The following is a 26412-nucleotide window of genomic DNA, read 5'->3' as shown; positions in this document are numbered from 1 at the left end:
GAAGGTGCCGCCCGATCTGTCGCGCTTCCTGCTCTGTCCGATGCCGGGCCTGCTGACCGCGCTCAACGTCAAGCCGGGGGACAAGGTCGAGGCGGGGCAGGCACTCGCGGTGGTTGAGGCGATGAAGATGGAGAATATCCTCCGCGCCGAGAAGGCGGGCAGGGTGGCCAGGGTCGACGCCAAGCCGGGCGACAGCCTCGCGGTCGATGCGGTGATCCTGGAGTTCGCCTGAGCCGCTGGTCTAGCGAAATTGCGCTTCGGGAACGGTGACGATCAGACCATCGAGTTCATTGGTTACCACGATTTGGCAAGACAGGCGCGCGCCCTCCATTGGCAAGGTCGCCATTTCCATGATCATCTCCTCGATCTCGGTCGGACCGCCAACCTTGTCGCGCCACGCCGCGTCGACGGTGATGCGGCAAGTACCGCACACGCACGAACCGCCGCAATCGGCATCGATCCCGGCCACGCCATTCTGCAAAGCATTTTCCATCAGCGAGCGATCGCGCTCCGCGTCGATCGTTTGAATCTCCCCGTTATGCTGCAGGAACGTGATCCGCGTCACTGCGGTTCTCCGACCAGAAGCGCCGCGTCCCCGGCCCGCGCAGTCGGTGGACCGGGTCGGATCGAGCGTCGCAATGCTTCGGCGTTGAGCACGGTGCAGATGCAAACCGCTACAACAAAGGCCAGGCTGCCGACCACGGCCGACGGCGTGAGGTAAGTCTCTTTTCCGGCAGCGGCCCCGATACGCCCCGCGGCAAAGATCGCCGCGACGATCTGCGCACCCAACGCCTGGAACATCATGCGCAACACCATGGTAACACCGGTCGCCTCGCTGGTGCGTTCGGCCGGCACCCGGTCGACGATCACCGCAATCGTGCCAGTCAGCGAAACGACGACGCCGGCCGAAGAGCAGCTTACCAGCACCAACACCAACCAGAGATTGTCGCGACCGAGCAGAAGACCCAGCCAGGCGAACAATCCCAAGATTGCACCGACCAGGATCGCTGATTGCCCGCCATAAAAGCGGGCCAACCGTCCCGCCCAGAGTGCACCGAGCGCGCTCGCAATGTTCGAGGGTACTTTGAGAAGACCTGTCATGGTCGCGCTCAGGCCGAACCCGATCCCCGTCCAGCGCGGCTGCTGGATCAGGATCGGGAAGATCTGCATAACCTGATATGTGCCGAGCGCGACGAGCAACGCATTCACATTAGCGAGCGCCACGGGCTTTTGCGCGAGCAGCCTGATATCGATCAGCGGATGCTCCTGCCGCAACTCATGCCGCACCCAGACCGCAAGGATCGCGATCCCGGCCGCCACGATCAGGAGCGGTCGCATTGTGAGGCCCGCGCTTGAGAACTGGTTGATCCCAAGCAGAACCAGTCCCACCGCTGGGGCAAACAGGACCCCACCCAGCAAATCGGCGCCCCGCTGGGACTTGGGAACGGGCCGCGATGCGGGAAGCATCAGGATGCACAGGCAAAGCGCCGCGCCGCCAAGCACGGCACTGACCGTGAAAATGTCCTGCCACTGCCAATGATCGACGATCGCCCCACCAACGAGGAATCCTGCAGCCGCTCCGAGGCTCGCAATCGCGGTGACCGCTGCCAGGCCGAAGGGGAGCTTGGGCGCTGGAAGATGCTCGCGCGCCAAGCCGTAGCACAACGGCAGCAATGCGCCCGCCGTGCCCTGGATCGAGCGCCCGAGGATGATCACCCACAAATTGGTCGCTGTAGCACTGAGCACTGACCCCGCCGTCGCGATAGCCAACACAATGACCAGCACGCGCGATCGGCCGAACAGATCGCCCAGTCGGCCGCATAAGGCCGAGGAAGCGCCCGCAACCAGGAAAAACCCTGTGACCAGCCATGCAGCGGCGATCGGATCTCCGTATCGCCGGATCACCGACGGCAAGGTCGCGAAGACCAATGTGGTTTCGAGCGAGCCGGCCAACTCCGCGAAGCAGAGCAAGCTCAGCACCACGATCCAGTTGCCATTCCTCTGCATTGCGGTCCCTTTCAGATTGGGCACCTTTGCGCCGCGAACAATCACGCCATGGGAATACCTTGCATAAGATGCTGGCGGCTGCCAGTCCAAATATCATTCTACGGAATTGACTTCTGCATTGTGAACACATACCGGTTGGCCGTTCGTCGACGGCCGCGTCGTCTGGCGGGCGCAATCGCCAGCGGAGGAGTGAATCGGTGCGCGGCCTTAACGATAGCGGTTACAATTTCGTCCGCGATGCATGGTATATTGGCGCATGGACGCAGGAGGTGACCCGGTCGCCGATGCGGCGTGTGATCATGAACGAGCCAATCGTCTTCTATCGTCGCGAAGACGGAGCCGCGGTAGCGCTCGAGGATCGCTGCCCACATCGCAATTATCCGTTGTCGCGCGGGGAACTCATCGGCGACCGTATCCAGTGCGGCTATCATGGGCTGACCTTCGGCGCCGACGGCAGCTGTGTTTATGCTCCGGGCCAGGACCGTCCGCCCGCTGTCGCAAGACTGATGTCCTATCCGATTGTCGAGCGCGGCGGCGTCGTATGGATATTCATGGGCGATCCAAGCCTAGCTGCCGAGGAGCATGTTCCTGACCTTGGCTGGATGGACAACCCGGCTTGGGCGACTTGGACCGGCGGCTATATTCCGCTGCGTTGCAACCACCAGCTGCTGACCGAGAACCTGCTGGACATCAGCCATCTCGCCTATGTCCACAAGACCAGCATGGGCAGTGATCCCGATCGCATTGCCGCGTCGGAGGTCAGCGTACAGCCGATCGCGACCGGCGTGCGCCGCCGCGTGCGCATCGCCGATATTCCAACGCCGGCCGTCTTCGCGAGATCAGCATTGGTTGGGGATCGGATCGATCAGTGGACCGAAAGCTGGATGATACCGGGCTGCTACCAAAATCACACGCGCGTCCGGCCGGCGTCCGCGACCGGTTGGGCCGATGATGAGGAGGCGCCGCTGCAAAACCGGGCCTTCCACGGCATCGTGCCGGAGACCGAGACGACGACACATTATTTTCACGGCGGCGCACGCCTGATTATCGATGTCGAGACGCTCACCGGAGAACGGTCGCGCAAGATCCTCGAAGAGGATGTCGGTGTCCTTGAGGCCATCCAGCAGAACCAGGCACTGGTCGGCGACCGGTCGGTCGTCAATCTGCGCAACGATATCGCGGTCATGCAGTGGCGCGCCTTCATCAAGGGGCGGCGCGTGCCGCGTGACGTGGCGTATGCCTTGCTGCGCGATCGGGATCCGACTGAATTCACACCATCCGGGCCAGGAGACCTAGCATGTTGAGCAAGTTCCACCACGTGGCGTTTCGATGCAGGGATGCCGCTGAAACCGTAGATTTCTATACCCGTATTCTGGGTTTGAAATATTCCCATGCGGTCACCGCCGACATGGTGCCGTCGACCAAGGAATATGACCCGCATATCCACATTTTCTTCGAGCTCGAGGATGGCAGTTCCCTGGCCTTCTTCGAGATACCAACTCGACCGGATGCGATGGAGGACGAGAACACCCCGGCCTGGGTCGAGCATGTTGCTTTCCAGGTGGATACGGAGGCTGAACTCGAAGCATATCGCCAGCGCCTGATCGCCGCGAAAATCGACTATATCGGTCCCGTCGGCCATCACGACGAAGGCCAGAAATCGATCTATTTCTTCGATCCGAACGGCGTCCGCCTGGAGTTCAATCTTCCCGCCAACGTTGATCCGGCCGATCGTGCGCGACATGCTGTCGAGGTGCTCGACCAATGGATCGACCGCAAGAAGCGCGCCGATTTCGCACCACGTCCCGAGTTGGTCTGATCGGGAATCGATCGGGCGCGAAATAGGGTGCTAGGGGGAAATAATGCTGTCCACGTTGGTGATGCTCAAGGTTGCGAAGGGGGCGCCGCTTGAGACTTTGAGCGGCATCCAGAACAACGATCCGCGTGTCTATGGAAGATTTGAGGATCCGGGCCACAACAAGGATGTGGCCTATCTCGTCGTCCACCCGACCAACAGCTTCATGAACCATTATCTCGTCGAGCCGCTTGCACAGCGAGGGCGTGCGATCCTGGCGATGAACACGCGCTACTCCGGGTCGGACTCGATGCTGATCATGGAAAGGGCGATCCAGGACCTGGGCGCCGGAATGATCTTCCTGCGGGAGCAGGGGTTCAAGAAAATCGTGCTGATCGGTAATTCGGGCGGCGGGTCGCTGACCGCCTTCTATCAGCAGCAAGCAGAGAGGCTGACCCTCTCCGATACGCCCGACGGCAAGCCGATCGATCTGAAACAGGAAGATTTTCCGCCAGCGGATCGGCTGGCGCTGTTAGCGGCGCACTGCGGCAGGGCCCACACTCTAACAGACAGCCTCGATCCTGCGGTAATCGATGAGACGAATCCGGATTTGAGCGACGACCAATATGATATGTATTCTGCCCAGAATGCGCCGCCCTACGATCGCGCATGGCTTGCCCGCTATAGCGAGCGCCAGCAGGCTAGAAATGAACGATTGACCGATCATGCGCTTTCTCTGATCGCGAATGCCCCAGCCGGCGACGATGCCTTTCTGATCTATCGAACGAAGGCGGATCCTCGGACGCTGGATCTGACCATCGATCCCAGCGATCGAACGGCGGGTTCGATCTGGGGCGACGGGGGACAAATCAATCGCCAGGCAAATGGCCTTGCACGTTTCTGTACCGCCAGGTCCTTCTTGAGTCAGTGGAGCAAGCGGCTGACGCGGGCTCACGGTCCGACTTGCGCGGCGGATACGACGGTCCCGATACTGAATATGGGTTACAGCGCAGACCAGTCGGTGCTCCCGGCAAACATAGCCGAATGGACAATGGCAGCGGGCGATCGCTCGACGGAATATACCGTTCGCGATGCCGGTCATTACCCCCAGAGTCGCCCAGATCTGGTCAAGGAGATTGCCGACACGTTAGTAGATTGGGGCGGGTAAGCAGGTCCAGGATCCGGATAGCGAGAGCCTGGGTGCCGAGGATTAGGCGGCGGGCGCGGACGCCTTGAGCATATCGGCAATCGCCGCTGCCGCGCTCACGAGCCGCGGCCCGATCTCCTCGAGCATATGTTCCTTCGGCATAAGCGCGGACGGGGCGCCACAGTTCAGCACAAGCGTATCGGCGACCGCGGTCCAGGGAATAGGTGCGGCGATGCCATTCACATCCTCATACCATTTTCCGACCGAGCTGCAGAATCCATGGCGGCGATATTCCTCCTGGGCGGCCTGGATCGTTCCCGTCACACTTGCCGTATCGCGCTCATTCTTCTTGAGCAGCCTGGGTCCGAGCGCCTTTAGCTCAGCGGGAGATCTGCTTGCCAAGTAGGCAAGCCCCATCGCGGTCTGCATGATCGGGACTTTGGATCCGGGCTGAAAGCGCAGGCCAATCCCGATCGGCGGCGGGCAAACGGTCAGATAGACCATCGTCAAACGGTCGCGGATGCCGATGCCGACATTAGCGTTGCTGAGTTCGGCGAGGCCCATCATGATCGGCCTAGCTTGTTCTAGCGCATGGTAGCTCTCGCGGGCGACATGGCCAAGGCTCAGCATCGCACCGCCGAGCTCGTAGCAGCCGAAACCCTCATGGTAGTTTAGATAGCCCAAGTCGGTAAGCGTCTGGGTCAGGCGCGAGATGGTCGAGCGCGGAAGCTGGCAGCGTTTTGCGAGCTCCAGGTTGCTTAGGGATGGATCGCCTGCGCGGAATGCCGCCAGCACATCAAGGCCGCGCGCCAATGCCGTGATGAACTGTCGCCCCGAGAAGCTTTCGTCGTCGGCCGCCGCCAGCGCCTTGCCATTATCCGTCTCGAGCCGCGACAAAGCCTTTTCCGGCATGTCAGTCACCCATCCTCTCGTCTACTGGATAGCACTGCTAGCTACTGCCTGTTCTGTCTACGGCAAAAGCCGCGCCCCGACGACGATCGGCAGCAGACATGCGCGTCTACCTTTGCTGGCCCAGCAGGGTGCATCTCTAGCCAGAATCCGCGACAGCATTTATAGAAAGTGTGCGTCTGCGGGTGCGCGTGCCGGGCATGCCATGAACATGCATGCCGCGGACCGTATCGATGAGATAGGCGCTGTCCTGGGGCAAGGTATCGCTTCGCCACGCGACTTGGCCATCCGGCCGAACGAGAACGAGGGCGCTCTGATAGAGGTCGAGGACGGCCGCCTCCCTGAGCTGGACCAGTTCGATCGGCATCGCAACCGCCCGCGCCTCCCGGACCAGCAAGTCCGCGTCTTCATCAATATCGCGTAGCTGGAGAAGCACGAATCCGCGGCCGAATAAATCGAGCGTGGAACGGCCATCCGCGAGCCAGACGTGCGGCGCACGGTGTCCCGGTCGCGCGGCCTGTATATAATCCGACCCATCGTCCGCTGTCGGCGGCGACCCGTCCGGCACGATGATCGGTGAATTCTCGTAACGGAATCCCAGCTCGATACCGAGGGTATGCCATTCGGCGTGCAGTGAAGATTGAAGCCGCTCGCCTATCTTTCGTCGGCACGCCTCGCCTTCGGGGCCATCCGACAGAACATCCACGCAACCGTCCCGGTCCATCCAGTTGCCGTAGTTGCGGGCGGCGCTCGCGGAATTTCGGATCCCGACCGGACGGCGTTCCAGATCGTAGGCCGTCAAGAGGCCGTCGCCGCCCCAACCAGACTGGATGGCGTCGAGCATCCACGCCAGATCGACAGCGTCGGCAATTCCGGTATTCATCCCGTGACCGCCTGTCGGCGATGTCGTATGGGCTGCATCGCCGGCCAGCAGCACGCGGCCGCAGCGATAGGATGCGGCAACACATTGGCTGCGACGCCATGGCATGACCCGCAATATTTCGAATTTGACATCGTCCGAGCCAAGTGCGCGTCGGATTTCCGGATCGATATCGAAATGCTCGGGGTCGATCTTTTCGCGATTGCCGACGATCGAAAAGCGCCAGATCTTGTCGCCATCGACCCAGACCATGCTGCCCCACGCTCCCTCAGGGCCCATCAAGATGTAGCGCTCACCGTCTTCGATCGGGTGTAGCGACGCCAGGTCGTGGATCCGGATCATCGCGCTGACTGAGAAGTCGAGCATACGGCCCTCGAAAGGAACGCCCAACTGCCGCCGCGTGAGGCTACCGGCGCCGTCGCAGGCGACCAGATAGTCGCAGCGGACCGATGTTGCCGTATCTGTGCCGGGTGCGCGCAAATGGACGGTTACGCCGTCATTGTCCTGCTCAAAGCCGACAAATTCCTGACCGTAGCGCAGGTCGGTAAGCCCCAATCGCCGGACCTCGTCCGCGAGCAACGGGTCGAATTCATATTGCGGACAGCGCTGCCGCTTGACCGGTGATTGCGGAGGCTGAGGGCGATCACGCGTGGATTGAATGACGCTCCGGCCCAGAACGTGGCCGGTCAGCGAGGTACAATAGACGCTGTCTCCTGGGAGATCCTGCGGAAAGCCGCGCTTTATGACTTCATCCAAAATGCCCCACCGCCGACACGTTTCGATTGTGCGCTCGTGAAGGCCGTTGGCCTTTGCCAGTAGGACTGCCGCCGTCCGCGGATCGCGTTCAACCAACATGCTGGGCTGGCCGCGCCAGGCAAGGTCGAGCGCGAGTCCAAGCCCGACCGGACCGCCGCCTATGATGACGATGCCTGCAACCTTGTCTGTCATATCGTCTCCGCAGCTTGCAAAGATACCTATGCGGAGCCATGTTTGTTTTGCAATACGGAATTGTATTCTGTTGTGCGATACATATATGGGAATGATGCTGATGCGCAGGTTCGACTAGCGCACGCCCGCAGTCGGGTATCGGTTTGCCGTTTGCACCTGGGGGCAGTCGAGGGCGCTTAGCGGTGCGGCGCTGGCGTTGACCTGCGCCCTCGTTTAGGGTGCTGGCTCGGCGAAAAATCGGCTCAATTGGGAGGCAGCCACGGGAATGCGACGTCGGGCTCGAAGCGATCAGAAGCTGGACGATCCAAGATTTGTCGGCGCGGTCGATGACAGCCGGCAGCTTATCTCCGCTCTGGCTCGCGGCCTCGACGTTGTGAGGTGCTTCCAAGTCGGGGAACGGTCGCTCACCAACCGTGAGATCGCCCGGCGTACGGGATTGCCTCGGCCGACGATCTCACGAATCGTCTATACGCTGCGCGACCTCGGCTACCTCTGCTATTTTCCAAAGTCTCGCAGTTACGGCCTGGGCGGCCTGACCTACGTGCTCGGTTACGTAGCCGACCAGAATTTTGATCCGATCGGCGCGATCCGCCCGATCATGCAGCATTATGCCGATCTCACCGGGACCAATTTCGGGCTGAGCACGCGCGAACGCCTTCGCATGATTTATGTCGAGTCCTGCGAAGGCGCTCCTCTGGTCGGCCTGCAGTTGCGGGTCGGCGACAAGATCGCGCTGACCAAGGGCGCCATACCGCTCACATACCTTGCGCGCATCGACGAGCAGGAGCGCAATGCCATATACCGGCAACTCAAGCGCGACGAAGGTGCGGATATCGATGCGCTCGCCGCGCAGGTGCGCGACGCGCAGGATCAGCTCGATCGCTTTGGCTTCTGCGTTTCGCTCGGCGCGCAGCGCCCCGAAATACACGGTGTCACCACACCGATCACAGCCTCCAAGCTCGATGGCCTCTATGTGCTCAGTGCGGGAGGTCCGGCGTACCAATTGCCGCAGGAGAAGCTGCTGGCCGAGACCGGACCACAGCTTCTGCGCGCGGCCCGCAAATTACAGGAGTCCCTGGGCGCGCAGCCCGCATCGATTGCTGGCGCGCCCGTGTGAAGGATCGGCGGCGGCGCGCCGAGCCAGTTTACGCGACATGTCCGCTATCGGATTCCGCTCACGATCGATTGCAGCATCGCCCGATCAAACATCGTGATCTCGTCAAAGCGCCCGGTCGCGATCTTGTTGACCCATTGCTGATCGCCGATGCTGGAGCGCCCCACGGCGATTAGGTCAAAGGCGCCTTCGGCGAATTGCCGGGCGAGCCGCGACAGGCTTTCCCGCATGACCCTTTGCTTGCGGGAAGCATCGATATCGAGGCCTTCGTAAAGCGTCTTGATCACGTCGAGTCCGGTACCAACGCTTCCCACGCCAATGACCGGCGCGTCGCCGAGCTTGCGTGTCCAAGCGGCCAGACTAAGCGCGTTATCCTCCCATTCGGGTTTGTCGAATGTGCGCGTCGATGCGTGAAACACGTCGACCCCTGCCTGGCGCAAAGCGGACAACATGATGCCGAGTTCATCCGGCGTATCAGCGATCCGCGACGGCGCATCCTGATCACGGGCGGGCTTGCGCCCGTGATTGCCCTTCCACTGCGAGAAACGTAGGGAGATGGCGAACTCCCGATCCGTCGCTTCGCGGATCGCCTGCACGATTTCCGAGGGAAATCGAACGCGGTTCGCCATGCTTCCGCCATACCGATCCGGTCGCTGGTTCGTCTCACTCCACAGGAACTGGTCCAGCAGAAACCCGTGACCGGCATGAAGCTCGATTCCGCTCGCGCCGATCTCCTGCGCGCGCCGTGCGGCATCGACATAGCCTGCTTTGACGTCCTCGAAGTCCGCGACCGTCATTTCCCGACCCGCCGGCTCGCCCGGCCCGGCCAGCCCCGAGGGGCTGAGCGTGAGGTCGTCGGCATGGCGGTCGCCCGCATCGGGAGCCAGACGCAACCCGCCCTCATGCCAAAGCTGGATGAACATGTGCGCGCCCGCACGCCGCACACTATCAACACATCGCCGCCAAGCTGTTTCGGTTTGACGATTGAGCCGGACGCATGTCGTTTTTGCGGATGCCGAAGGGTGATCGATCGCGCAGGACTCCGACATGACGAGCGCGAACCCGCCGTCGGCGAAGCGACCATAATAGTCTGCAAGCTCCGGCGGTGGCGCGCCATGATCCGACGTGATGCCGCGCTGCATGCTCGGGACAACGAAGCGATTACGCAACGTTGCGCCCGCGATCTGCAGCGGGGCGGACAAGCCTGCGAGGCCTGCGGTCAGATCGACGCAGTCTTCGTCCGCCCTACTCGCATCGGGTCTCATGCTGCCCACCGCCTCCGGATCAGAACCGGTAGCTCGCGCTCACACCATAGGTTGCTGGCGGTGACGCATATCGTGCTACAGCCGCCAGCACGACGAGGACGTTATTCCAATAATAGGTGTTGGTTACGTTGCGTCCCCAGATTGAAAACGACAGCCTGTGATCATTTGTCGTCAGGCTGGCCCGCAAGTCGAGCGTTGCATAGCTATTGAGGCGCGCCGCTGCCTGCGTACCCAAATTCGCTTTGCTTTCCGACTGATAGTGAGCGTTTCCACCAAGAGTCGCGAACCAGTCGCCGGTTACGGGGAAGTCGTAACTGGCTTGGCCGGATACCGTCCATGCGGGTGTGTAAGGCAGGGTTTGACCCTTGAAGTCCTGAAGGAACCCGAAGAAGTCGTAATTCGTGAACGAACCGATGATCTTCGACTTGGTATAGGCCGCGTCCGCTTCCAGGCTCAGCCCTCGCGCCGGGCGAAGGATGGCCTGCAGCTCAGCACCGGTGATCGAGGACTTGGGCACCGTAACAAGGGCTGCCACGACGGCACCGGTTTCGGGCTGGATCGCTTTGCCGCGGATCTGCTTGTCATGATAATCATAATAGAAGCCGGCCGCATTCACTTGCAGAAGGCCGGCGAGAAGGTTCGTCTTCAAACCGGCCTCGTAGGAGGTGAGGGACTCTTGGGGTACCGGACGCAGTTGGTAGTAATTGCTGCCGCCAGAAAGCGGATAGGAGCCGCCTTTATAGCCGCGGCTTACATTGGTGTAGAGCATGACGCCGGTTTCGGGCTTCCAATTGATGCCGCCGCGCCACGAGACACTGTGCTCATCGAATGAGGTTATATAGAGACCGAACCCGCTCACCGGCAAAATCGTAATGCAATCGCCCACCGCGACGGGGGTCTTGTAGCGCCCGGTATAATAAGCCGCGGTGGCGGCATCGCCGGTTCGCGTGCAGCCCGCGAAGCTATGGGTTTCATCGGTATAGCGTGCGCCTGCATCGATATTCACGGTCGGCGTGATCGCCAACGTAAAATCGGAATATGCGGCCTTGCTCTTGTCGCGCTGATCGCCGCCATTGATGTTCTTGGTGATCCCGATGATCCCCAGATAATCATCGTAATATGTGCCGTATTGAAGCTCGTTGACCTTCTGATCGGCATAATTGGCGCCGACGATCCACTGCAACGGGCCACTTTGACCGTTGAGACGCAGCTCCTGGTAAAGCGATCGTGCGCTGCCGTCGGTCGTGCCGTAGAAGTCGACGAAAGGCGTGCCGTCGGCGTCGAGCTCCGAATTCGTCTTGAGCTTCACGTAAGAGGAGATCGAGGTAAGTTCGATCTTGGGCGAAAGCGCCCATCGTCCCGTGAGCGCGACCTGCCCCTGACGATCGTCCCGGTTAAGCGGAACGCCCGCATCCCAGTCGGCGGCGCGCGGATTGTTGGGCGAATGCGGATAGTTGAACAGGTTTGGCCGGCTTGCCTTGACCGTCGAGGCGGTGGGGTTGGCGGGCGTGATGCCCTCATATTGGCCGGCCTGCGTATCCGATGTGTCGCGCCCCCAGTTCGCATTGAGATGGAACGACAAGTCTGGCGTGGCCTGCCAGTCCAGCAAAATGCGCGCGCTGTTCACATTCTTGCGTCCCAGCGTGTCGCTGCGTGAGCTGCTATATTGCCAGTCGCCGCCGCCCAGATGGCTGGCCGCGACACGGACTTTGAGCGTGTCGGTGATAGGACCGCTGACAAATCCGCTCAGGTTGACCTCGTTAAAGCGGCCATAGCTTGCGTCCATGCCCGCCGCGAAATTCGAGGTGGGCTTTGCCGCGATGTAGTTGATCGCACCACCCGTCGAATTCTGCCCGTACAGGGTCCCCTGCGGCCCCTTAAGGACTTCGACACGCTCGAGATCCAGATTGGCGAACATGCCCATCTTCGAATAGGGCAGCGGGACCTCATCGACGTAGATCGTGACGGCCGGGATCGCGGCAAGGCTGTAATCGTAAAAGCCTACGCCGCGCAGCGTGTAGACCGGCGCGCCATACGCGCTTTTCGAATAGACCAGACCGGTTACGATCTTACCCAAATCATCCGGGCTTTCGACACCAAGCTGCTTGAGCTGATCGCCCGTAGCGGCGGTGATCGACATCGGCACGTCACTAAGCCGTTCCGAGCGCTTGAGCGCGGTCACGATGATTTCGGTGGATTGGGCCGTCGAGTCTGAGCTCGAACTTGTCTGGGCATGAACCGGCCCAGGAAGGCCGAGGCACATGCTGGAAAGAACGGCGACTCCGGCGTGACGCAACAAGGTCTGATGCATGTGATCCCTCCCATGTACCCCCGGGTCAATGACACCCGTGGCGATTATTTTTTTGTCATTGTCGTGGACATGCCATATGCGGTATCTGATCGTCAAACAAAATTGCATTCCGTACTGCGAAACAGTTTAGCGTGATAATCGGATGGGTCGCTTGGCGAATGAGTGGTCTCCGACAATGAAAGCGTGCCGCGAGGAAGGGCTCGGCACTCGAGAATGGGGACATCGCGGGCCGTAACCGTGCGGTGCATAGGCCTGCGAGGAACGATGGATGCGAGATCGATGAACCTGACACCACTTTTCACGCCGTTCCGGCTTCGCCAGATAACGTTGCGAAACCGCTTCACTGTGCCCGCGATGCAGCGCGGTGTTTGTGAGAATGGAGCACCGACACGGGCGCTCGCGGACTATTACCGGCGCCGAGCCGAAGGCGGATTCTCCCTGATCCTGAGTGAAGCTTGCGCGATCGATCACCCGTCCGCGGGGCAGGAGGGTAAGGTCGTGCGGATGACGGAATCCACGCGATCGGCATGGAGGATGTGCGTGGATGCCGTTGGCGAGGCCGGCGGCCATATGTTGATCCAACTCAACCATCGCGGCGGCATGCGGCGCGAGGAAGATAGCGAAGGCCCTGACACACCCTCTGCCATCCTGAGTCCGTCAGGTTTGGTCAAAGCTGGCACGCCCGGCGGACGCGCGGTCACGCCGGCCGATATGCAGGCATTGAAAGCGAGTTATGTGCGCAGCGCGTTGATCGCGCAGGAGGTTGGTGCGGCGGGCGTCGAGATTCACGGCGCACACGGATTCTTGCTCGACCAATTCCTGTGGTCGGAGACCAATCTGCGCGACGATGGCTACGGTGGGCCTGACTTACGCGCGCGGGCCCGTTTCCCGAGTGAGGTTGTTGCCGCCGTACGCGCGGCGGCCGGCGCAGACTTCATCATCTCGTATCGTTTTTCGCAGTGGAAGGTGCTCGATTATTCCAACGCGAGAATCGCGCGCACGCCGGACGAGCTTCGACTTGTGCTTGGTCTGCTGCGCGACGCCGGCGTTGACTTGTTCCATGTCTCGACCCGGCAGTTTAACACGCCGGAGTGGCCCGAAGACCCCCGCACGTTGGCTGGATGGACCAAGGTTCTCACTGATGCGGCCGTCATGGCTGTTGGAGGCGTTGGCAACAGCGGCGACCTCCAATCCGTGCGCAATGGTTTGATCGAACAGGAGATCGCTCAGGGCGATGTCGTGCGTCGTAGTTTAGCCGACGTGCTGAGGCGCTTTGAAGGGAGGGAATTCGATCTGATCGCGGTAGGGCGGGCAAGTATCGGCGATCCTGACTGGGTTCGGAAAGTAGAAGCAGGTGACTTCGACTCGATTCGTGCATTTGATCGCCAGCATCTATTGACGATTATAGACTCAGCGAATGCTGCGCTCCGCCCAATCCATGCGATCTCGAGTTGACTAATTCCCATTGGCGTTCGCTAATGGATTTTATGTTAAGGGGAGGTGGGCCCGGAGTGCTCAGCTGACACCATCAAGGAGATGCCAGGCTTCCTTGTAAGGATGCATCCAGCCGTTCGGATAGGCCTCCATCTGCGGATTGGCGCAGACGAGATGCATTTTGCGACCTGGGCCATCCTGCCGGGTATCGCCACGCTTTGGCTCGCCCGCCAGCCACGCTTGATGCGTGGCCTGGACATGATCAGCTACCACTGCGCTGGGGACAATCCAGCATGTCGGCAGCCTCTCAGGATCGGAGCCTGGATCCACAAAGCAATAGAATAGCCGCTCATGGCGTAAGCTCTCGTGCTTTCTGTCCATACGCCACCCAACTGTAACCGGGTTGCCGGAGGTCTTAACCTGCAGCGCGGCCAAGTGACCGCCGCTCTCGTCGCAGATAAGAATGTCGACGCCGGCAACTCCCTGGGGCGCCAGTGTTGCGATGCGCCCCGCCCGCAGCAGGCGGTACATCACGTAGTGCTCCCCCGCGGCTCCGGTGGTGGCAACATTAGTCTCTCGGCTTCGCGTGGCGAATCGGTGTTACCGCAAAGCCTTGGAAATACGGGTAAATTCCGCGTCGGCAGTTCCACGTAAGTTATTGATATAGAACGAAAATGTATGTGGTCGGGGAGAGAGGATTCGAACCTCCGGCCCCTGCCTCCCGAAGGCAGTGCTCTACCAGGCTGAGCTACTCCCCGAAATGCGGAGCGCCGTCCTTGCATGGGCCCCTGGGAAGGGCGGACCGGCGTTGCCAAGCGGGGGGCCTGTTAGCCGGGCGAACCGGGGCCTGCAAGGGCTTATCGGTCTATCGGTTGTTTGACAGAGGTGGTGGCGCGGCGGTCGCGTCGCCGCTATCGCGTGGCCCAGTGAACCCAATCGAAATCCTCGCGACGCTGCTCGGCCTCGCCAACATCTTCCTGCTCGTCCGGCGCAGCATCTGGAACTATCCGTTCGGGCTGCTGATGGTCACGCTTTATGCCTACATTTTCTTCGGCGCGAAGCTCTACAGCGACGCCTTGCTGCAGATATTCTTCTTCGTCATCCAGATCTATGGATGGTGGGCGTGGTGGCGCGTCGGCGGGAACGAGCATAAGGTGATGGTGGAGCGGCTGACGGGGCCGGCGCGGATTGCCTGGGTGGCCGTGATCGCGCTCACCAGCTTCGCCTGGGGTACCGCGATGCACCTCTATACCGATGCCTCTTTCCCGTGGTGGGATGCGACGGTGGCGATGGCGAGCATCGCCGCGCAGATCCTGCTGGCGCGGCGCTGCATCGAGAATTGGATATTGTGGATCGCGGTCGATGTCGCCGCGATCGGCCTGTATCTGGTGAAGGGACTTACGCTGACCGCCGGCCTCTATTTTGCCTTTCTGGTGCTGTGCGTGCTGGGCCTGCGCGAATGGGCGGCGGCCGGACGCGCGGCGGAGGCGCAGCCGTGACACGCGGCTTCCTGCTCGGCAAGTTCATGCCGCCGCATGCGGGCCATGTCGCCTTGGTCGAGACCGCGCAGGCGCTGGTCGATCAGCTAACCGTTTTGGTCTGCTGGCTGCCCGACGATCCCATACCGGGGCCGTTGCGGCTCGCCTGGATGCGCGAACTGTTCCCCAAAGCGCGCGTCGTCGGCCATGGCGCGATCGTGCCGCAGGCGCCGGAGGAGGATCCCGATTTCTGGCCGATCTGGCGCGCGATCGTCGGCGCGGCGCATCCCGAGCCGATCGACCAATTGTTCGCCTCCGAACTGTATGGCGCGCGGCTGGCGCAGGAGGTGGGCGCGCGGTTCGCGGTAATCGATCCCAGCCGGTCGGGCGTGCCGATTTCGGCGAGCGCGATCCGCGCCGATCCGGCGGGCAACTGGCACTATCTGCCGCCGCCGGTGCGGCCTTATTATGCGAAGACGATCTGCCTGCACGGGCCGGAAAGCACGGGCAAGACCACGCTCGCACCGCTGCTCGCGCGGCACTTCGACACGTTGTTCGTGCCCGAATATGGCCGCACCTATTGCGAGGAATATGGCCTTTCGCTCACCATGGACGACCTGGTCACGATCGGCCGCACGCACGCGGCGATGACGCAGGCGCTGCTGCGTCAGTGCAACCAGCGGCTGATCCTCGACACCGATCCGTTGATGACCGCGGTCTGGGCCGACATGCTGTTCGAAACGCGCGATCCCTGGTTCGATGCGTTCCAGGACACGGCTGACCTCTACCTGCTGCTCGATATCGATTTGCCGTGGGTCGACGACGGCACGCGCTTTTTCGGCGAAGACGATCGCCGCCGACGTTTCTTCGACCTGTCGCGGGCGGAGCTCGATCGGCGCGGGCTCAACTATCGCATCATCGGCGGCCCGCCCGAGGAACGCTTCGAACGCGCGCTGGAAGCGATCGCCGAGGCCGGGCTCTAACAATTCCTTCCCCAGCTTTCCCCGACCTATCCACAGTTTTGTCACCACGCACCGCCGCTGCATCTTGCGTCTGGAGCGGGGTAGTCTACCTTTTAAGGGGGCCAGTTGAGGTGCGATGATGATCGCCGACGAGTATGAAACCGACCGCGACGACGAGGCGCCGGTCGACACGCTCGAAACCTATTTCGAAGCGCATGGCTGGACGCATGACCGCGTCAGCGATGACGAAATCGTCGCGACCGTGCCCGGCAGCTGGACGCAGTACGAACTGCGCGGCGTGTGGCGCGAGGACGATCGCGTGCTCCAGTTCCTGGCGCTGCCCGACATCCGCGTCGCCGCCGACAAGCGCGCGGCGATGTATGAGACGATCGGACTGGTCAACGAGCAGCTGTGGATCGGCCATTTCGAAATCTGGTCGTCGAACGGCATGCTGCTGTTCCGCCACGCCGCCTTGCTCGACAACAACAATGACAGCCCGCTGACGCTGGAGCAGGCGGGGACGTTGATCGAAGCCGCGATCGACGAATGCGAGCGTTTCTATCCGGTGTTCCAGTTCGTGCTGTGGGGCGGCAAGTCGCCGGCCGAGGCGCTGTCGGCGGCGTTGATCGAGACGCACGGCGAGGCGTGACCGAAATTCTCGCTAAAGGTCAGATTTGGCCACTCGAAGGCCCGATCTGGCTTGTCGGCTGCGGCAATATGGCGGGCGCGATGCTGCGCCGCTGGCTCGATTGCGGGCTCGATCCCCACGAAGTGACCGTGATCCGCCAATCGGGCGCGCCCGTCGCCGACGGCGTGACCGTACTGACCGCGCCGCCGCCCGACGGGCCGGTGCCGGCTTTGGTGATGCTCGGCGTCAAGCCGCAGCTGCTCGATCTGGTCGCGCCCGATCTGGCACCGATGCTGGGCGCGGAGACATTACTGGTGTCGATCCTCGCCGGGGTCGATCTGAGGGCGCTCCGCCGCCGCTTCGCGACTCCGCATGAGATATTGCGTGCCATGCCCAATACGCCGGTGGCGCTGGGGCAGGGAGTGATCGCGCTCGCGACCGACAATGCCGAACAAGCCGGGCGCGACCGGGCCGAGGCGCTGATGGCGCCGCTCGGGCTGGTCGAGTGGGTCGACGAAAGCCTGTTCGACGTCGTGACCGCACTCGCTGGGTCGGGCCCCGCCTTCCTGTTCCGCTTCATCGATGCGCTGGCCGAGGCGGGGGCGGATGCTGGCCTGTCCGCCGATCAGGCGGCACGCCTTGCTCTGGCCACCGTAGGCGGTTCGGCCGCCTTGGCCTCGGCTGCCGACGAAAGCCCGCGCGCTCTGGCCGATCGCGTCGCCAGCCCCGGCGGCAGCACGCGCCGTGGCCTCGACGTGCTTGATGAGCCCGAAGGTCTGGCGCCGTTGCTGCGGAACACCCTGACCGCCGCGATCCTGCGCAATCGCGAAATGGCCGAAGCCGCGCGCTGAGAGGTTACCAGCGCGGCCGGTTGATCGGATGGCCGCCCGATTCGCGATGACGGATGACGCGCAGATAGCCGTCGACCAAAGCGCCGTTGACCGCATCCCACGAATAACGTTCGCTGACCGCTCGACCGGCGGCGCCCGCGGCGGCGCGCGCCTCCAGATCCTCGCAATAGAGCTTGAGCGCGGCGGCGAAGGCCTCGTTCGCGCCGGGACGGATCAGCCGGCCGGTGACAGTGTCGTCGACCAGGCTGAGGCTGCCGGTCGCGCGCGACGCCACCACCGGCAGGCCACACGCCATCGCCTCGAGCGTGACGTTGCCGAACGTCTCGGTCACGCTCGGGTTGAGCAGCATGTCGGAACTGGCGATCGCGCGCGCCAGATCCTCGCCGCGCTGGAAGCCGATGAAGATCGCGTCGTTGCCGAGCCGGGTGGTGAACCAGTCGCGGGCCGGGCCCTCGCCGATCACGAGCACCTTGGCGTGGACGCCGCGGCGATGGAGCGCGTCCATCGCTTCGGCGAACACGTCGAGGCCCTTTTCCATCACGACGCGGCCGATGAAGCAGATCACCGGCTCGTGATCCTGGATGCCGAGGCTGCGCCGCCATGCCATGTCGCGCTGCGCGGGCGAGAAGATGTCGGTCTCGACCCCGCGCGACCAGATGCCGACATCATAGCTCATGCGCTGTTCGCGCAGCACCTGCGCCATCGATTCGGATGGTGCGAAGATCGCGTCGCAGCGGCGATAGAAGCGCCGCAGGATCGCTTCGACCAGCGGCTCGACGAAGGCGAGGCCGTAATAACGGAAATAGGTCTCGAACCGCGTGTGGACCGAGGCGACGACCGGGATATCCCACTTATGCGCGAGCGTGATCGCGCGGTGGCCGAGGAATTCGGGCGCGGACACGTGGAAGATGTTGGCGCCGAACTCCTTGAGATCGCGCTGCACCTTCCAGGGAATGCCGAGCGGAAGGCGGTAATCGGTCCGGCCCGGGAAGGGCATGGCCGGCACGCCGACGACCTTGCCGGTGGAGGGGAAAGCGGGCTTCTTGCTCTTGGGGCTGTAGATGCGGACCTTGGCGCCGCGATTCTGGAGATAGCCGCTCAGGCGGTTGAGCGCCTGATTCGCGCCGTCGCGCACATAATTATAATTGCCCGAGAAAAGGGCGACGCGAAGATCGGAGACTTCCATGATGGTGCGCCTGTTACCGGCGCGAAACGGAAAAGACCATCGCAACGGAAGTCACGACAGGTCCAACAGTTCCGCCGCCGCCATGAAATCGCGCCGCCGCGACGCGCGTGCTTCCAGCGCGAGCTTGTCTTCGCCCCAGCGTTCGGCCTGCCACAATTCGTCGAGATGGGTGACGTCGAACGCGCGGTCGGCGTCGATCGCATCCTCGGCCAGCGCGAGCGCGGTGACGAGCGAACCGCCGATCGTAACGAGCGGCGACATCGCGGCCAGCGCGAACGCGTCGCGCGCCAGCAACGCCTCGCTCAGCCGGGCGACGGTCGCGGGCGGCTGGGCCATATGGACGATGCCGGTGGTGACGACGAAAGCGATATCGAAGCGGGTGCGCGCCCAATCGAGCAAAGGATCCCAGGCTTCGGACTGGCGCGCGATCAGTTCGGCCGGCGCCTCGGCGCGATAGCAGAGCAGATCGCTCTCGGCATAATCGGCGAGCGGGCGCGCGAAGGCGGCGGGATCGGGCGCGACCCGGTCGATCGCGGCGTTGCTGAGGCCGGTCAGCGGCATCGTGCGCGGATCGATCTCCTCGCCTTGCATGCGCCATTCCTGGGCGACGGCTTCGGCCAGCGCAGCGGTGGGCAAAGCCAGCGACGCGCGCGCCGGCGTCCTGACCGGCCGCCCGTCAAGCAGGATCGCGCCGTCGACGATCGCCACCTCCTTGTAAAAGCGCCTCACGGCAGCGCCTCGAGGATCGCGATCAGCGCCGATGGATGGTCGGCGACCACGTCGGCGCCGCCGTCGAGCAGTTCCTGCGCGTCGTGATAACCCCAGGCGACGCCGATCGCGGCGCAGCCGGCGGCCCTGGCCATTATCATGTCGAAGCTGGTGTCGCCGATCATCGCGGTGGTGCCGGGCGATGCGCCGGCTTCGGCCATCGCCTGCTCCAGCATCGACGGATGCGGCTTGGACGGGTGCCGGTCGGCGGTCTGCAAAGTCACGAATTTGGGATGCAGGCCATGATGTTCGAGGATGTGCTTGAGGCCGCGATCGGACTTGCCGGTCGCCACGCCGAGCAGCCAGCCGCGTTCATCGAGCCCGGCGACCGCCTCGGCGATGCCGTCATAGAGCGGCTCCTCCGCCAATCCCGCCGTGCGCAGTTCGAAGAAGGCGCTCTTGTAGGCCTCCGTCAGCGCGTCATGCTGGGCCGCGCTGCCCTGCGGATGGAGCATTGCCATCGCCTCGGTCAGCGACAGGCCGATGATCCCGCGCGTGGCGGCGTCGCCCGGGCCGGGCAGGCCGCACGCCGCGAAGCCGCGCGCCATCGCCACGCAGATCGTCGCCTGCGAATCCACCAAGGTCCCGTCGCAATCGAACACCGCGAGGCGATTCATCGCGCGGCTTCCATCTCGTCCGCGAGCGCGTGGTTGCCGATCGCGCGCAGCGCCGCGATCGCGCCCGCGGCTTCCGCATCCGTCCTGTTCTGGCCCATCTTGATCGCGCCGCCGAAGCGGGGCGCATCGATCGCGAAGCCGACAATCGCGCGGACCATCGCGTCGAGCCTGGCCGGGGTCATCTTGGCGCTGGTCCAGGCGGGCTTGGGCGCGAGCCGGGCTTCCTGCGTGGCGCTCAGCCGATCGATCTGGTCGCGCAATTCGGCTTCGTCGAGCCGGCGGGCGACGCCCTCGATCTCGACCAGCCGGTAATTCCAGGTCGGAACCTGATCGGCCGTACCGTACCAATCGGGGCTGATATAGGCGTGGTTGCCGATCACGCTCGCCAGCACGGGCGCGCCATCGAGGATCGCGACCAGTCGGTTGGCGCGCGACAGATGGAAACGCACCGATCCGTCGAGGCCGAACGTTAGAGGCGCCTGGGCGCTGATGGGCCTGCCATCGGCGACGCTGACGATCTGCGCGAAGGCGGTTTCGGCGACGAAGGCGCGCATCGCCGCCTCGTCCTTCCAGGCGAATTTGGGATTGGGATGCATCAGCCGCGCCGCGACCGGCGTTCCCCCTTGCGATCCTTGCGGCGGGCCTTGGCGGCGGCGCTGACCGCTTTCTTCTTGCCCTCGGCGGTCTCGCTGAACTTGGGGGGATCGAACGGCAATGAATCGCCGAGCGCGAGATCGAAGCCGAGATGCGCGATGCTCTCGACGAAATGGCGCGGCGGATCGGCGCTGACGTCGAGCTTGCTGCCGTCGGGGTGATCGACGCGCAGGCGGCGCGCATGGAGGTGCATCTTGCGGCTGATCCCGCCGGTCAGGAAAGCTTCCTGGCCGCCATATTTGCCGTCGCCGACGATCGGATGGCCGATCGCCGCCATATGGACGCGCAACTGGTGGGTGCGGCCGGTATAAGGTTCGAGCTGGACCCAGGCGGTGGTGTTGCCGGCGCGCTCGATCACGCGATAGCGGGTGCGGGCGGGCGCGCCTTCCTTGAGGTCGACGTGCATCTTCTCGCCGCCGGTGCCGGGCTGCTTGGCGATCGGCAATTCGACCATGCCGTCCTCGATCGAGGGCACGCCGACGACCAAAGCCCAGTAGAGCTTGCGCGCGGTGCGGCTGGAGAAGGCCTTGGCGAAATGCGCCGCCGCGCCCGACGAGCGCGCGACCAGCAAGACGCCGGACGTATCCTTGTCGAGCCGGTGGACGAGCTTGGGCCGCCCTTCCAACTCATATTGGATGCCGTCGAGCAGGCCGTCGACATGATGATCGGTCTTGGTGCCGCCCTGGGTGGCGAGGCCGGGTGGCTTGTTGAGTATGATCGCGGCGCGGTCCTTGTGCAGGACCATCGATTCGATCAGCTCCTGATCCTCGGCGCTGAGCGCGACGCGTTCTTTCTTGGGCTTGGCCCTGGCCTTGTCGGGCGCCGCCGCTTCGAGGGGGGGGACGCGGATCGACTGGCCGGTGGCGATATGATCGCCCGGCGCGACGCGCTTGCCGTCGAGGCGCAACTGCCCGGTGCGCGCCCAGCGCGACACGAGGTTGAAGCTGGCATCGGGCAGGTGCCGCTTGAACCACCGGTCGAGCCGGATGCCATCATCGTCATAGCCGACGATGAAGGTCCGCGCGTCCTGGACGACGTCGCTCATGCCAGCGTCCGCGCGACATAGAGGCCGATGAACAGGAACATCACCGATCCCGCGACCGACGACACGGCATAAGCCGTCGCGAGCACATACTGGCCGCGGATCAGCATATTGGCCGTCTCCAGGCTGAAGGCGGAGAAGGTGGTGAAGCCGCCGAGCACGCCGACGCCGAGCAACAGCCGCAGCGGTTCGCCCTGTTCGGGCGTGAACTGCTTGACCAGCAGGCCGGCGAGCACGCCCATCAGCAGCCCGCCAAGCAGGTTGATGATCCACGTGCCCCACGGAAAGTCGGGGCCGAGGTTGCGCAGCGCGATCGCGCTGATCTGATAGCGGAAGCCGGCGCCGATCGCGCCGCCGAGCATGACAAAAAGAAGGGGAGGCATGGCGGCGCTGTAGCGGGTGCGGCGCCTCCCGGCCACCCTAACCCAGCATCAGGCCCGCAATCACCAATACCAGCCCGCCCGTGGCCACCGTCCAGACCAGGCTGCGCACATAGGGAATGCCCGCCGCATAGAGCGGCAGATAGATGAGGCGGCCAAAGAAATAGAGGTGCGCGCCGAGATTGGTGAGCAATCCAAGCCGCCCGGCATAGGCCGCGCCGAGCAGCGCGCCGACGAAAAGCGGCAATGTCTCGAACAGGTTTTCCTGCGCGCGCTGCAGCCGCGCGGGCAGGGTTTCGAGCGGCGGCATCTTCGCGTCGCGCGCGCCGGCATTCCACTTGATGCCATATTGGCGCGTGCGGACGTGCGCGGTGAGCAGGATCTGCACCAGCGCGAGGATCAGGGTCGCGCCCAGCAGATAGAGCTCAATCGCCATCAATCATTGTCCTTGCCCGTGATGGTGATCGTGCCCTTGCTGCCGCTGCCGTCGGGCCCGATCTCGACCGCGAAGGTCTTATCATCCTTCTTGGCGCTGAGCGAGGAACCGGTGCGGGCGATGTCGCCATAGCCCGCATCCGCGGCCGACCGGGCATAATGGTCGATCACCGCCGCGGGGCCGTCGGTGTTGGTGAAAGCCATGCGGACGACGCCCTCGCCATTATTGGTGCCCTTGTCATCGTCGTGCGCGTCGACATTGAGCCCGCTCACCTTGGTGTTGGGCGCAAGCTTGATGCCGTCCAGGTCCATATGGCCGGCAAGGTTGATATGGGGCAGCGATACGTTGGCGTTGAAGCCCGGCACGTTGACCGAGACGTCGCTGCCGCCGTCTTTCTTGTCCTGCATCGCGATATGGACGTTGTCGCCGTCCTGGCCGTTGCCGACGTCGCTCACGTCAACGTCGGCGTGGCAGGCGGCCAGCGCCAGCAAGGGGATCGAACACAGGATCAGGCTCTTGCGCATAAGACGGCTCCTTTGACGCGGATGATAGCCCTGCTGTATTGTGCTAGCAATACAGTTTGACACGCGCCATAAGCACGCTTGAGGAGTCGATCATGCTCAACCTGCTGTCGCTGGCGATCGGTGCGGTCGCAATCATCCCGTTGCTGCTGGCCTTGCTCCCCTTCTTCGGATGGATGAACTGGTTCCTGCTACCCTTGCCGGTGGTCGGCCTGATCGTCGGCTCGCTGTCGAGCGGAAAGGCGGGGCGCAATCTCAACCTGATCGTGCTGGTCGTTGCGATCGTGCGGCTGATGCTGGGGCACGGCCTGTTCTGATACCCGCCGGCGGTTGATCTGACAGCCTGATTCACGCAGCTGGCGGGAGCGCTGCTCCCGCCAGTCACGATCAGGCTTTATCGCCAGCGGTCGATAGGCTTAGCGGCAGCGGACGTTGCCGCGATCGATCGACTTGCCGATCAGCGCGCCGCCGCTGGCGCCGAGGATGGTCGCGAGCGTGGTGGAATGGCCATTGGCGACCGCGTTGCCGAGCAGACCGCCGAGGACGCCGCCGACGATCAGGCCGGTGGTGCCGTCGGTGCGGCGGCAATAGTAACGGCCGTCATTGCCGCGATAGACCCGGTCGTGACGGCCGAGGCGGCGCTCGCTGTAATTGCCGGGGTGATAATAACGCGCCGCGTCATAACCGCCGTAACGGGGATCCGGGCGATTCCAGTCATAATTGCGGCCACGCTGCCAATCGCCGTTGCGGCCATTGTCGCGGCCGTTGTGATTGCCATTGTCGTGACGGCCGTTGTCGTGGTGGCCATGATTCTGCGCCAGCGCCGGGGTGGCGGCGGGGACCGCCAGGGCGGCTATGGCCACGCTCAGGATAAACTTGCGCATGGGGATTTCCTCTCTCGTCGTCTTTGGTGACGGGAGCAGAACGAAATCGCATTGCGCGGGTTGCGTGAACTTAAAACAACTTTCCGTTCATCGGGCGTATCAGCATCAAGTACATGTAATTCAAATGATTTCCAGAAATTGCGGGGGTCAGAGATCGACCCCCGCCGCGATCGCTTCCAGCTTGCGGACGCGTTCCTTGAGATCGGCGAGCTCGATCCGGGCGGCCGAACTCGGCACGCCATGAGCCGGCTCGGCGCTGTGGCCACGGCCCTCGATCGACAGGCGCTGGAGGTTGATCCAGTCACGCCAGCCCTTGAGCGCGGCCACGCTCACTACCATGATGCCAGCCAGGCTTGCGCCGCTGACGGCGGTCCACATCAATGGGTCGGTCATTGCCGTGCCTCCTTGTCCGTACGCAGGGCGTCGATCTCGCGTTCCAGCGCGATGCCGCGGTTGCGGTCGCTGTCGGTGACGATCCGCTCCAATACCGCGATCCTGTCCTTCAGCTGGTGGACTTCGCCGCGCAGCCGATCGGCTTCGGCGTCGTTCTGCCGGTTGCCGACAAACATTTCTTCCTTGCCCCGGCCGGTGCGGACGATGCCGTAACGGGCGCGGATGACGCTGGCGATCGATCCGATCAGGACGATCAGCACCACCATCTCGAACGGGTTCATCAAACTTCTCCTACCGAACTCTGATTCTTCACTTGGCGGGCTGGCTGCGGAGCTTTTCGATCTCGCGATCGAGCATCACGCCGCGGTCATTCTCGGTCGCGATCCGTTCGAGGACGGCGATCCGATCCTTGAGCTGGCCAAGTTCGGCGCGCAGGGCGACGACTTCGCCATCGTCGTGCCGATGGCCGATATAGGCCTCTTCCTTGCCGCGGCCGGTGCGGATCACGCCATGTTTCGCCCGTATCACGCTCGCAATCGCGCTGATGGCGACGATGAGCACCATTGCACTCCAGAAACTCATCTGCCCAACCCCTTCCTCAAATTGCTGTCAGTTGATCGGCGCGTCGCGCAGCCGTTCGATTTCGTCGCCCAATTGGGTCGAGCGATCGGTCAGGATCCGCTCCATCACGCCCATGCGCTGCTCCAGCCGCTCGATCTTGGCTGCATAATAAGCGGCGCGTTCGGCGGGCTCTCCGCTCTGCATCTGCGCCATAGCCTCCCTGTGGCGAAGCACGCGCTTGACGATGCTGGTCACGGCCAAGCAAATCGCGGGCAAACCGATGATGATACCGAAAATGGGGATGATGAGTGGATCGACCATGATTCTGCCCTTAGTTGATCGGGGCGTCGCGAAGACGCTCGATTTCGTCGCCCAACTGGGTCGAGCGATCGGTCAGGATCCGCTCCAGGACCGCGACGCGCTGTTCCAGCCGGTCGGTATGCGCCGCATATTGCGCGGCCTTCTCGGCGACCATCTGGGCCTCCAGCTCCATCTTGCGCTGCTTGAGCGCGAGCCACGGCTTGACGAACACACCGCCGATCACAGCGAACAGACCGATGCTGATTGCCAGGAGCGGAATGAGAAGCGGATTGAAGTCCATGATCCTAACCCCTTAGTTGGTTGGGCTGCGCAGCTTCTCGATCTCGTGATCGAGCGTGTAGCCGCGGTCGGTGACGATGCGTTCGACGGTGGCGAGCCGGTCCTTGATCGAACCGAGCTCGGCCCGAAGCTGGGCGTTTTCGGACGTGAGCAGTTTCATGCGCTCGGCCGTCTCGTTGGTGGCCTTGGGATAGACCGCCTGGCCCCATCCGTTTTCGAGCGGATAGCCATGCTTGATCCGAAGCCAGGTGGTGAACACCCAGGCGCCGATCCCCAGCACGCCCAGGATGAACCCGGCGCGGAGATAGGGTTCGAGCATGAAGAGCTTGTCCATTTTTCGGTCTTTCCCAAAAGCTCAGCGCAGTTGTTCGATTTCGCGGTCGAGGCGGGTCGCGGGATCGGTCGCGATCCGTTCGAGCACCGCGATCCGCTCTTCCAGCCGCAGCACCTGCCCGATCAGTTTCTCGTTCTCCGAGGAGAGGAGCTGGACCTGGCGGTCGGCGTCCAGATCGACACCGTGGCGATTGCGCCGGCTCCGGCGCCCTTCTTCCAACGGATAGCCGTGACGGGCGCGGATCCAGTTGTTGGCGACCCAGGCCATGATCGCGACGATCGGGATGAGGATTCCCCAGTTATGCATC

Annotated in this window: 34 protein-coding genes and 1 tRNA gene; 11 read left to right on the top strand and 24 right to left on the bottom strand. The window is 63.1% G+C overall.

Going from position 1 to position 26412, the window contains the following annotated elements:
- A partial coding sequence (locus VK533_RS00465) for an acetyl-CoA carboxylase biotin carboxyl carrier protein subunit (RefSeq protein WP_324373925.1) occupies nt 1–232 on the top strand: 232 nt, incomplete at its 5' end.
- A 9-nt stretch (nt 233–241) separates the two neighbouring features.
- On the opposite strand, the gene VK533_RS00460 is transcribed toward VK533_RS00465, so the two are convergent.
- Nucleotides 242–565: a 2Fe-2S iron-sulfur cluster-binding protein gene (locus VK533_RS00460; RefSeq protein ID WP_324373923.1), complete on the bottom strand. Its 324-nt coding sequence runs from the start codon at nt 563–565 to the stop codon at nt 242–244.
- On the bottom strand, nt 562–2007 hold the full coding sequence (locus tag VK533_RS00455; RefSeq protein WP_324373921.1) for an MFS transporter: 1446 nt from the start codon (nt 2005–2007) through the stop codon (nt 562–564). The genes VK533_RS00460 and VK533_RS00455 overlap by 4 nt, the downstream gene beginning before the upstream one ends.
- 197 nt (nt 2008–2204) lie before the next feature.
- Here VK533_RS00455 and VK533_RS00450 point away from each other — a divergent pair, with 197 nt between their 5' ends.
- From VK533_RS00450 to VK533_RS00440, 3 genes are read left to right on the top strand one after another with little or no spacing between them, the layout of a single operon-like run.
- Nucleotides 2205–3311, top strand: a complete 1107-nt coding sequence (locus tag VK533_RS00450; protein WP_324373919.1) for an aromatic ring-hydroxylating dioxygenase subunit alpha — start codon at nt 2205–2207, stop codon at nt 3309–3311.
- On the top strand, nt 3305–3826 hold the full coding sequence (locus VK533_RS00445) for a VOC family protein (protein ID WP_324373917.1): 522 nt from the start codon (nt 3305–3307) through the stop codon (nt 3824–3826). The genes VK533_RS00450 and VK533_RS00445 overlap by 7 nt, the downstream gene beginning before the upstream one ends.
- A 43-nt stretch (nt 3827–3869) precedes the next feature.
- Nucleotides 3870–4970, top strand: coding sequence for an alpha/beta hydrolase (locus tag VK533_RS00440; protein WP_324373915.1), 1101 nt, complete (start codon nt 3870–3872; stop codon nt 4968–4970).
- Nucleotides 4971–5012: 42 nt separating this feature from the next.
- On the opposite strand, the gene VK533_RS00435 is transcribed toward VK533_RS00440, so the two are convergent.
- Nucleotides 5013–5861, bottom strand: coding sequence for an IclR family transcriptional regulator (locus tag VK533_RS00435; RefSeq protein ID WP_324373929.1), 849 nt, complete (start codon nt 5859–5861; stop codon nt 5013–5015).
- 136 nt (nt 5862–5997) lie between these two features.
- Nucleotides 5998–7686 carry an FAD-dependent monooxygenase gene (locus tag VK533_RS00430; RefSeq protein ID WP_324373913.1) on the bottom strand — a complete coding sequence of 563 codons (1689 nt, stop codon included), beginning with the start codon at nt 7684–7686 and terminating at the stop codon, nt 5998–6000.
- Between the two features lie 265 nt (nt 7687–7951).
- On the opposite strand from VK533_RS00430, the gene VK533_RS00425 reads away from it, so the two are divergent.
- A complete protein-coding gene (locus VK533_RS00425) occupies nt 7952–8803 on the top strand; it encodes an IclR family transcriptional regulator (protein WP_324373911.1) in 852 nt (283 codons plus the stop codon).
- A gap of 44 nt (nt 8804–8847) precedes the next feature.
- Here VK533_RS00425 and VK533_RS00420 read toward each other — a convergent pair whose 3' ends face one another.
- Both VK533_RS00420 and VK533_RS00415 read right to left on the bottom strand, forming a co-directional pair.
- Nucleotides 8848–10065: a hypothetical protein gene (locus VK533_RS00420; protein WP_324373909.1), complete on the bottom strand. Its 1218-nt coding sequence runs from the start codon at nt 10063–10065 to the stop codon at nt 8848–8850.
- A gap of 19 nt (nt 10066–10084) precedes the next feature.
- Nucleotides 10085–12376, bottom strand: a complete 2292-nt coding sequence (locus tag VK533_RS00415) for a TonB-dependent receptor (protein ID WP_324373907.1) — start codon at nt 12374–12376, stop codon at nt 10085–10087.
- A 279-nt stretch (nt 12377–12655) separates the two neighbouring features.
- Here VK533_RS00415 and VK533_RS00410 point away from each other — a divergent pair, with 279 nt between their 5' ends.
- On the top strand, nt 12656–13831 hold the full coding sequence (locus VK533_RS00410; protein ID WP_324373905.1) for a 12-oxophytodienoate reductase: 1176 nt from the start codon (nt 12656–12658) through the stop codon (nt 13829–13831).
- 60 nt (nt 13832–13891) lie between these two features.
- Here the strand turns inward: VK533_RS00410 and VK533_RS00405 are convergent, their stop codons facing one another.
- The gene (locus VK533_RS00405; protein WP_324373903.1) at nt 13892–14341 is read right to left on the bottom strand and encodes a hypothetical protein; all 450 of its coding nucleotides are present in this window, start codon (nt 14339–14341) and stop codon (nt 13892–13894) included.
- Between the two features lie 150 nt (nt 14342–14491).
- Nucleotides 14492–14568 (bottom strand) — tRNA-Pro (locus VK533_RS00400).
- Between the two features lie 168 nt (nt 14569–14736).
- On the opposite strand from VK533_RS00400, the gene pnuC reads away from it, so the two are divergent.
- The 4 genes from pnuC to proC all read left to right on the top strand — a co-directional run bounded on the left by pnuC (nt 14737) and on the right by proC (nt 17729).
- Entirely contained in the window at nt 14737–15309 is a 573-nt protein-coding gene (pnuC, locus tag VK533_RS00395) for a nicotinamide riboside transporter PnuC (protein WP_324373901.1), read from the top strand.
- A complete protein-coding gene (locus VK533_RS00390) occupies nt 15306–16271 on the top strand; it encodes an AAA family ATPase (RefSeq protein ID WP_324373899.1) in 966 nt (321 codons plus the stop codon). The genes pnuC and VK533_RS00390 overlap by 4 nt, the downstream gene beginning before the upstream one ends.
- A gap of 118 nt (nt 16272–16389) precedes the next feature.
- On the top strand, nt 16390–16899 hold the full coding sequence (locus VK533_RS00385) for a YbjN domain-containing protein (protein ID WP_324373927.1): 510 nt from the start codon (nt 16390–16392) through the stop codon (nt 16897–16899).
- Nucleotides 16896–17729 (top strand): pyrroline-5-carboxylate reductase, encoded by an 834-nt coding sequence (gene proC / locus VK533_RS00380; protein ID WP_324373896.1) that lies wholly within the window; start codon nt 16896–16898, stop codon nt 17727–17729. The genes VK533_RS00385 and proC overlap by 4 nt, the downstream gene beginning before the upstream one ends.
- 4 nt (nt 17730–17733) lie before the next feature.
- On the opposite strand, the gene VK533_RS00375 is transcribed toward proC, so the two are convergent.
- Genes VK533_RS00375 through VK533_RS00340 form a run of 8 tightly spaced genes read right to left on the bottom strand, consistent with a single transcriptional unit; the run spans nt 17734 to nt 23336 of the window.
- Nucleotides 17734–18915, bottom strand: coding sequence for a glycosyltransferase family 1 protein (locus VK533_RS00375; RefSeq protein ID WP_324373894.1), 1182 nt, complete (start codon nt 18913–18915; stop codon nt 17734–17736).
- 51 nt (nt 18916–18966) lie between these two features.
- Entirely contained in the window at nt 18967–19644 is a 678-nt protein-coding gene (locus tag VK533_RS00370) for an ATP12 family chaperone protein (RefSeq protein WP_324373892.1), read from the bottom strand.
- Nucleotides 19641–20300, bottom strand: a complete 660-nt coding sequence (locus VK533_RS00365; RefSeq protein ID WP_324373890.1) for an HAD-IA family hydrolase — start codon at nt 20298–20300, stop codon at nt 19641–19643. Before VK533_RS00365 ends, VK533_RS00370 begins: the two co-directional genes overlap by 4 nt.
- The gene (locus tag VK533_RS00360) at nt 20297–20896 is read right to left on the bottom strand and encodes an FMN-binding negative transcriptional regulator (RefSeq protein ID WP_324373888.1); all 600 of its coding nucleotides are present in this window, start codon (nt 20894–20896) and stop codon (nt 20297–20299) included. Before VK533_RS00360 ends, VK533_RS00365 begins: the two co-directional genes overlap by 4 nt.
- On the bottom strand, nt 20896–21999 hold the full coding sequence (locus VK533_RS00355; RefSeq protein WP_324373886.1) for an RluA family pseudouridine synthase: 1104 nt from the start codon (nt 21997–21999) through the stop codon (nt 20896–20898). Before VK533_RS00355 ends, VK533_RS00360 begins: the two co-directional genes overlap by 1 nt.
- Nucleotides 21996–22379, bottom strand: a complete 384-nt coding sequence (crcB, locus tag VK533_RS00350; protein ID WP_324373885.1) for a fluoride efflux transporter CrcB — start codon at nt 22377–22379, stop codon at nt 21996–21998. The genes VK533_RS00355 and crcB overlap by 4 nt, the downstream gene beginning before the upstream one ends.
- A 37-nt stretch (nt 22380–22416) precedes the next feature.
- Complete coding sequence (locus tag VK533_RS00345) at nt 22417–22812, bottom strand: MAPEG family protein (RefSeq protein WP_324373883.1); 396 nt, start codon at nt 22810–22812, stop codon at nt 22417–22419.
- On the bottom strand, nt 22812–23336 hold the full coding sequence (locus VK533_RS00340) for a hypothetical protein (protein ID WP_324373881.1): 525 nt from the start codon (nt 23334–23336) through the stop codon (nt 22812–22814). The genes VK533_RS00345 and VK533_RS00340 overlap by 1 nt, the downstream gene beginning before the upstream one ends.
- A gap of 56 nt (nt 23337–23392) precedes the next feature.
- Between VK533_RS00340 and VK533_RS00335 the strand changes: the two genes are divergently transcribed.
- Nucleotides 23393–23650, top strand: coding sequence for a hypothetical protein (locus VK533_RS00335; protein WP_324373879.1), 258 nt, complete (start codon nt 23393–23395; stop codon nt 23648–23650).
- Between the two features lie 99 nt (nt 23651–23749).
- Here the strand turns inward: VK533_RS00335 and VK533_RS00330 are convergent, their stop codons facing one another.
- The 8 genes from VK533_RS00330 to VK533_RS00295 all read right to left on the bottom strand — a co-directional run bounded on the left by VK533_RS00330 (nt 23750) and on the right by VK533_RS00295 (nt 26411).
- Nucleotides 23750–24217 (bottom strand): glycine zipper 2TM domain-containing protein, encoded by a 468-nt coding sequence (locus VK533_RS00330; protein ID WP_324373877.1) that lies wholly within the window; start codon nt 24215–24217, stop codon nt 23750–23752.
- Nucleotides 24218–24364: 147 nt separating this feature from the next.
- Nucleotides 24365–24610: a hypothetical protein gene (locus tag VK533_RS00325; protein WP_324373875.1), complete on the bottom strand. Its 246-nt coding sequence runs from the start codon at nt 24608–24610 to the stop codon at nt 24365–24367.
- Complete coding sequence (locus VK533_RS00320) at nt 24607–24891, bottom strand: hypothetical protein (protein ID WP_324373873.1); 285 nt, start codon at nt 24889–24891, stop codon at nt 24607–24609. Before VK533_RS00320 ends, VK533_RS00325 begins: the two co-directional genes overlap by 4 nt.
- Before the next feature lie 28 nt (nt 24892–24919).
- On the bottom strand, nt 24920–25192 hold the full coding sequence (locus VK533_RS00315) for a hypothetical protein (protein WP_324373871.1): 273 nt from the start codon (nt 25190–25192) through the stop codon (nt 24920–24922).
- A 27-nt stretch (nt 25193–25219) separates the two neighbouring features.
- The gene (locus VK533_RS00310) at nt 25220–25492 is read right to left on the bottom strand and encodes a hypothetical protein (protein ID WP_324373869.1); all 273 of its coding nucleotides are present in this window, start codon (nt 25490–25492) and stop codon (nt 25220–25222) included.
- A gap of 10 nt (nt 25493–25502) precedes the next feature.
- Nucleotides 25503–25772 (bottom strand): hypothetical protein, encoded by a 270-nt coding sequence (locus VK533_RS00305; protein ID WP_324373867.1) that lies wholly within the window; start codon nt 25770–25772, stop codon nt 25503–25505.
- Between the two features lie 12 nt (nt 25773–25784).
- Nucleotides 25785–26105, bottom strand: a complete 321-nt coding sequence (locus VK533_RS00300; RefSeq protein ID WP_324373865.1) for a hypothetical protein — start codon at nt 26103–26105, stop codon at nt 25785–25787.
- Nucleotides 26106–26126: 21 nt separating this feature from the next.
- Entirely contained in the window at nt 26127–26411 is a 285-nt protein-coding gene (locus VK533_RS00295) for a hypothetical protein (RefSeq protein WP_324373863.1), read from the bottom strand.
- Nucleotide 26412: the final 1 nt, after the last annotated feature.

Origin of the sequence: Sphingomonas sp., assembly GCF_035317925.1 — a bacterium.
Taxonomy (GTDB): domain Bacteria; phylum Pseudomonadota; class Alphaproteobacteria; order Sphingomonadales; family Sphingomonadaceae; genus Sphingomonas_I.
The sequence above is the reverse complement of the archived record's forward strand: the minus strand, read 5'-3'. Positions and strand labels throughout refer to the sequence as shown.

Bases quoted from the DNA above. Each gene is read 5' to 3' on its own strand.
- VK533_RS00455 (WP_324373921.1), bottom strand. From the start codon at position 2,007: ATGCAGAGGAATGGCAACTGGATCGTGGTGCTGAGCTTGCTCTGCTTC.
- VK533_RS00445 (WP_324373917.1), top strand. From the start codon at position 3,305: ATGTTGAGCAAGTTCCACCACGTGGCGTTTCGATGCAGGGATGCCGCT.
- VK533_RS00440 (WP_324373915.1), top strand. From the start codon at position 3,870: ATGCTGTCCACGTTGGTGATGCTCAAGGTTGCGAAGGGGGCGCCGCTT.
- VK533_RS00435 (WP_324373929.1), bottom strand. From the start codon at position 5,861: ATGCCGGAAAAGGCTTTGTCGCGGCTCGAGACGGATAATGGCAAGGCG.
- VK533_RS00430 (WP_324373913.1), bottom strand. From the start codon at position 7,686: ATGACAGACAAGGTTGCAGGCATCGTCATCATAGGCGGCGGTCCGGTC.
- VK533_RS00425 (WP_324373911.1), top strand. From the start codon at position 7,952: ATGCGACGTCGGGCTCGAAGCGATCAGAAGCTGGACGATCCAAGATTT.
- VK533_RS00420 (WP_324373909.1), bottom strand. From the start codon at position 10,065: ATGAGACCCGATGCGAGTAGGGCGGACGAAGACTGCGTCGATCTGACC.
- VK533_RS00415 (WP_324373907.1), bottom strand. From the start codon at position 12,376: ATGCATCAGACCTTGTTGCGTCACGCCGGAGTCGCCGTTCTTTCCAGC.
- VK533_RS00410 (WP_324373905.1), top strand. From the start codon at position 12,656: ATGAACCTGACACCACTTTTCACGCCGTTCCGGCTTCGCCAGATAACG.
- VK533_RS00405 (WP_324373903.1), bottom strand. From the start codon at position 14,341: ATGTACCGCCTGCTGCGGGCGGGGCGCATCGCAACACTGGCGCCCCAG.
- VK533_RS00385 (WP_324373927.1), top strand. From the start codon at position 16,390: ATGATCGCCGACGAGTATGAAACCGACCGCGACGACGAGGCGCCGGTC.
- VK533_RS00375 (WP_324373894.1), bottom strand. From the start codon at position 18,915: ATGGAAGTCTCCGATCTTCGCGTCGCCCTTTTCTCGGGCAATTATAAT.
- VK533_RS00365 (WP_324373890.1), bottom strand. From the start codon at position 20,300: ATGAATCGCCTCGCGGTGTTCGATTGCGACGGGACCTTGGTGGATTCG.
- VK533_RS00360 (WP_324373888.1), bottom strand. From the start codon at position 20,896: ATGCATCCCAATCCCAAATTCGCCTGGAAGGACGAGGCGGCGATGCGC.
- VK533_RS00355 (WP_324373886.1), bottom strand. From the start codon at position 21,999: ATGAGCGACGTCGTCCAGGACGCGCGGACCTTCATCGTCGGCTATGAC.
- crcB (WP_324373885.1), bottom strand. From the start codon at position 22,379: ATGCCTCCCCTTCTTTTTGTCATGCTCGGCGGCGCGATCGGCGCCGGC.
- VK533_RS00345 (WP_324373883.1), bottom strand. From the start codon at position 22,812: ATGGCGATTGAGCTCTATCTGCTGGGCGCGACCCTGATCCTCGCGCTG.
- VK533_RS00340 (WP_324373881.1), bottom strand. From the start codon at position 23,336: ATGCGCAAGAGCCTGATCCTGTGTTCGATCCCCTTGCTGGCGCTGGCC.
- VK533_RS00330 (WP_324373877.1), bottom strand. From the start codon at position 24,217: ATGCGCAAGTTTATCCTGAGCGTGGCCATAGCCGCCCTGGCGGTCCCC.
- VK533_RS00325 (WP_324373875.1), bottom strand. From the start codon at position 24,610: ATGACCGACCCATTGATGTGGACCGCCGTCAGCGGCGCAAGCCTGGCT.
- VK533_RS00320 (WP_324373873.1), bottom strand. From the start codon at position 24,891: ATGAACCCGTTCGAGATGGTGGTGCTGATCGTCCTGATCGGATCGATC.
- VK533_RS00315 (WP_324373871.1), bottom strand. From the start codon at position 25,192: ATGAGTTTCTGGAGTGCAATGGTGCTCATCGTCGCCATCAGCGCGATT.
- VK533_RS00310 (WP_324373869.1), bottom strand. From the start codon at position 25,492: ATGGTCGATCCACTCATCATCCCCATTTTCGGTATCATCATCGGTTTG.
- VK533_RS00305 (WP_324373867.1), bottom strand. From the start codon at position 25,772: ATGGACTTCAATCCGCTTCTCATTCCGCTCCTGGCAATCAGCATCGGT.
- VK533_RS00300 (WP_324373865.1), bottom strand. From the start codon at position 26,105: ATGGACAAGCTCTTCATGCTCGAACCCTATCTCCGCGCCGGGTTCATC.
- VK533_RS00295 (WP_324373863.1), bottom strand. From the start codon at position 26,411: ATGCATAACTGGGGAATCCTCATCCCGATCGTCGCGATCATGGCCTGG.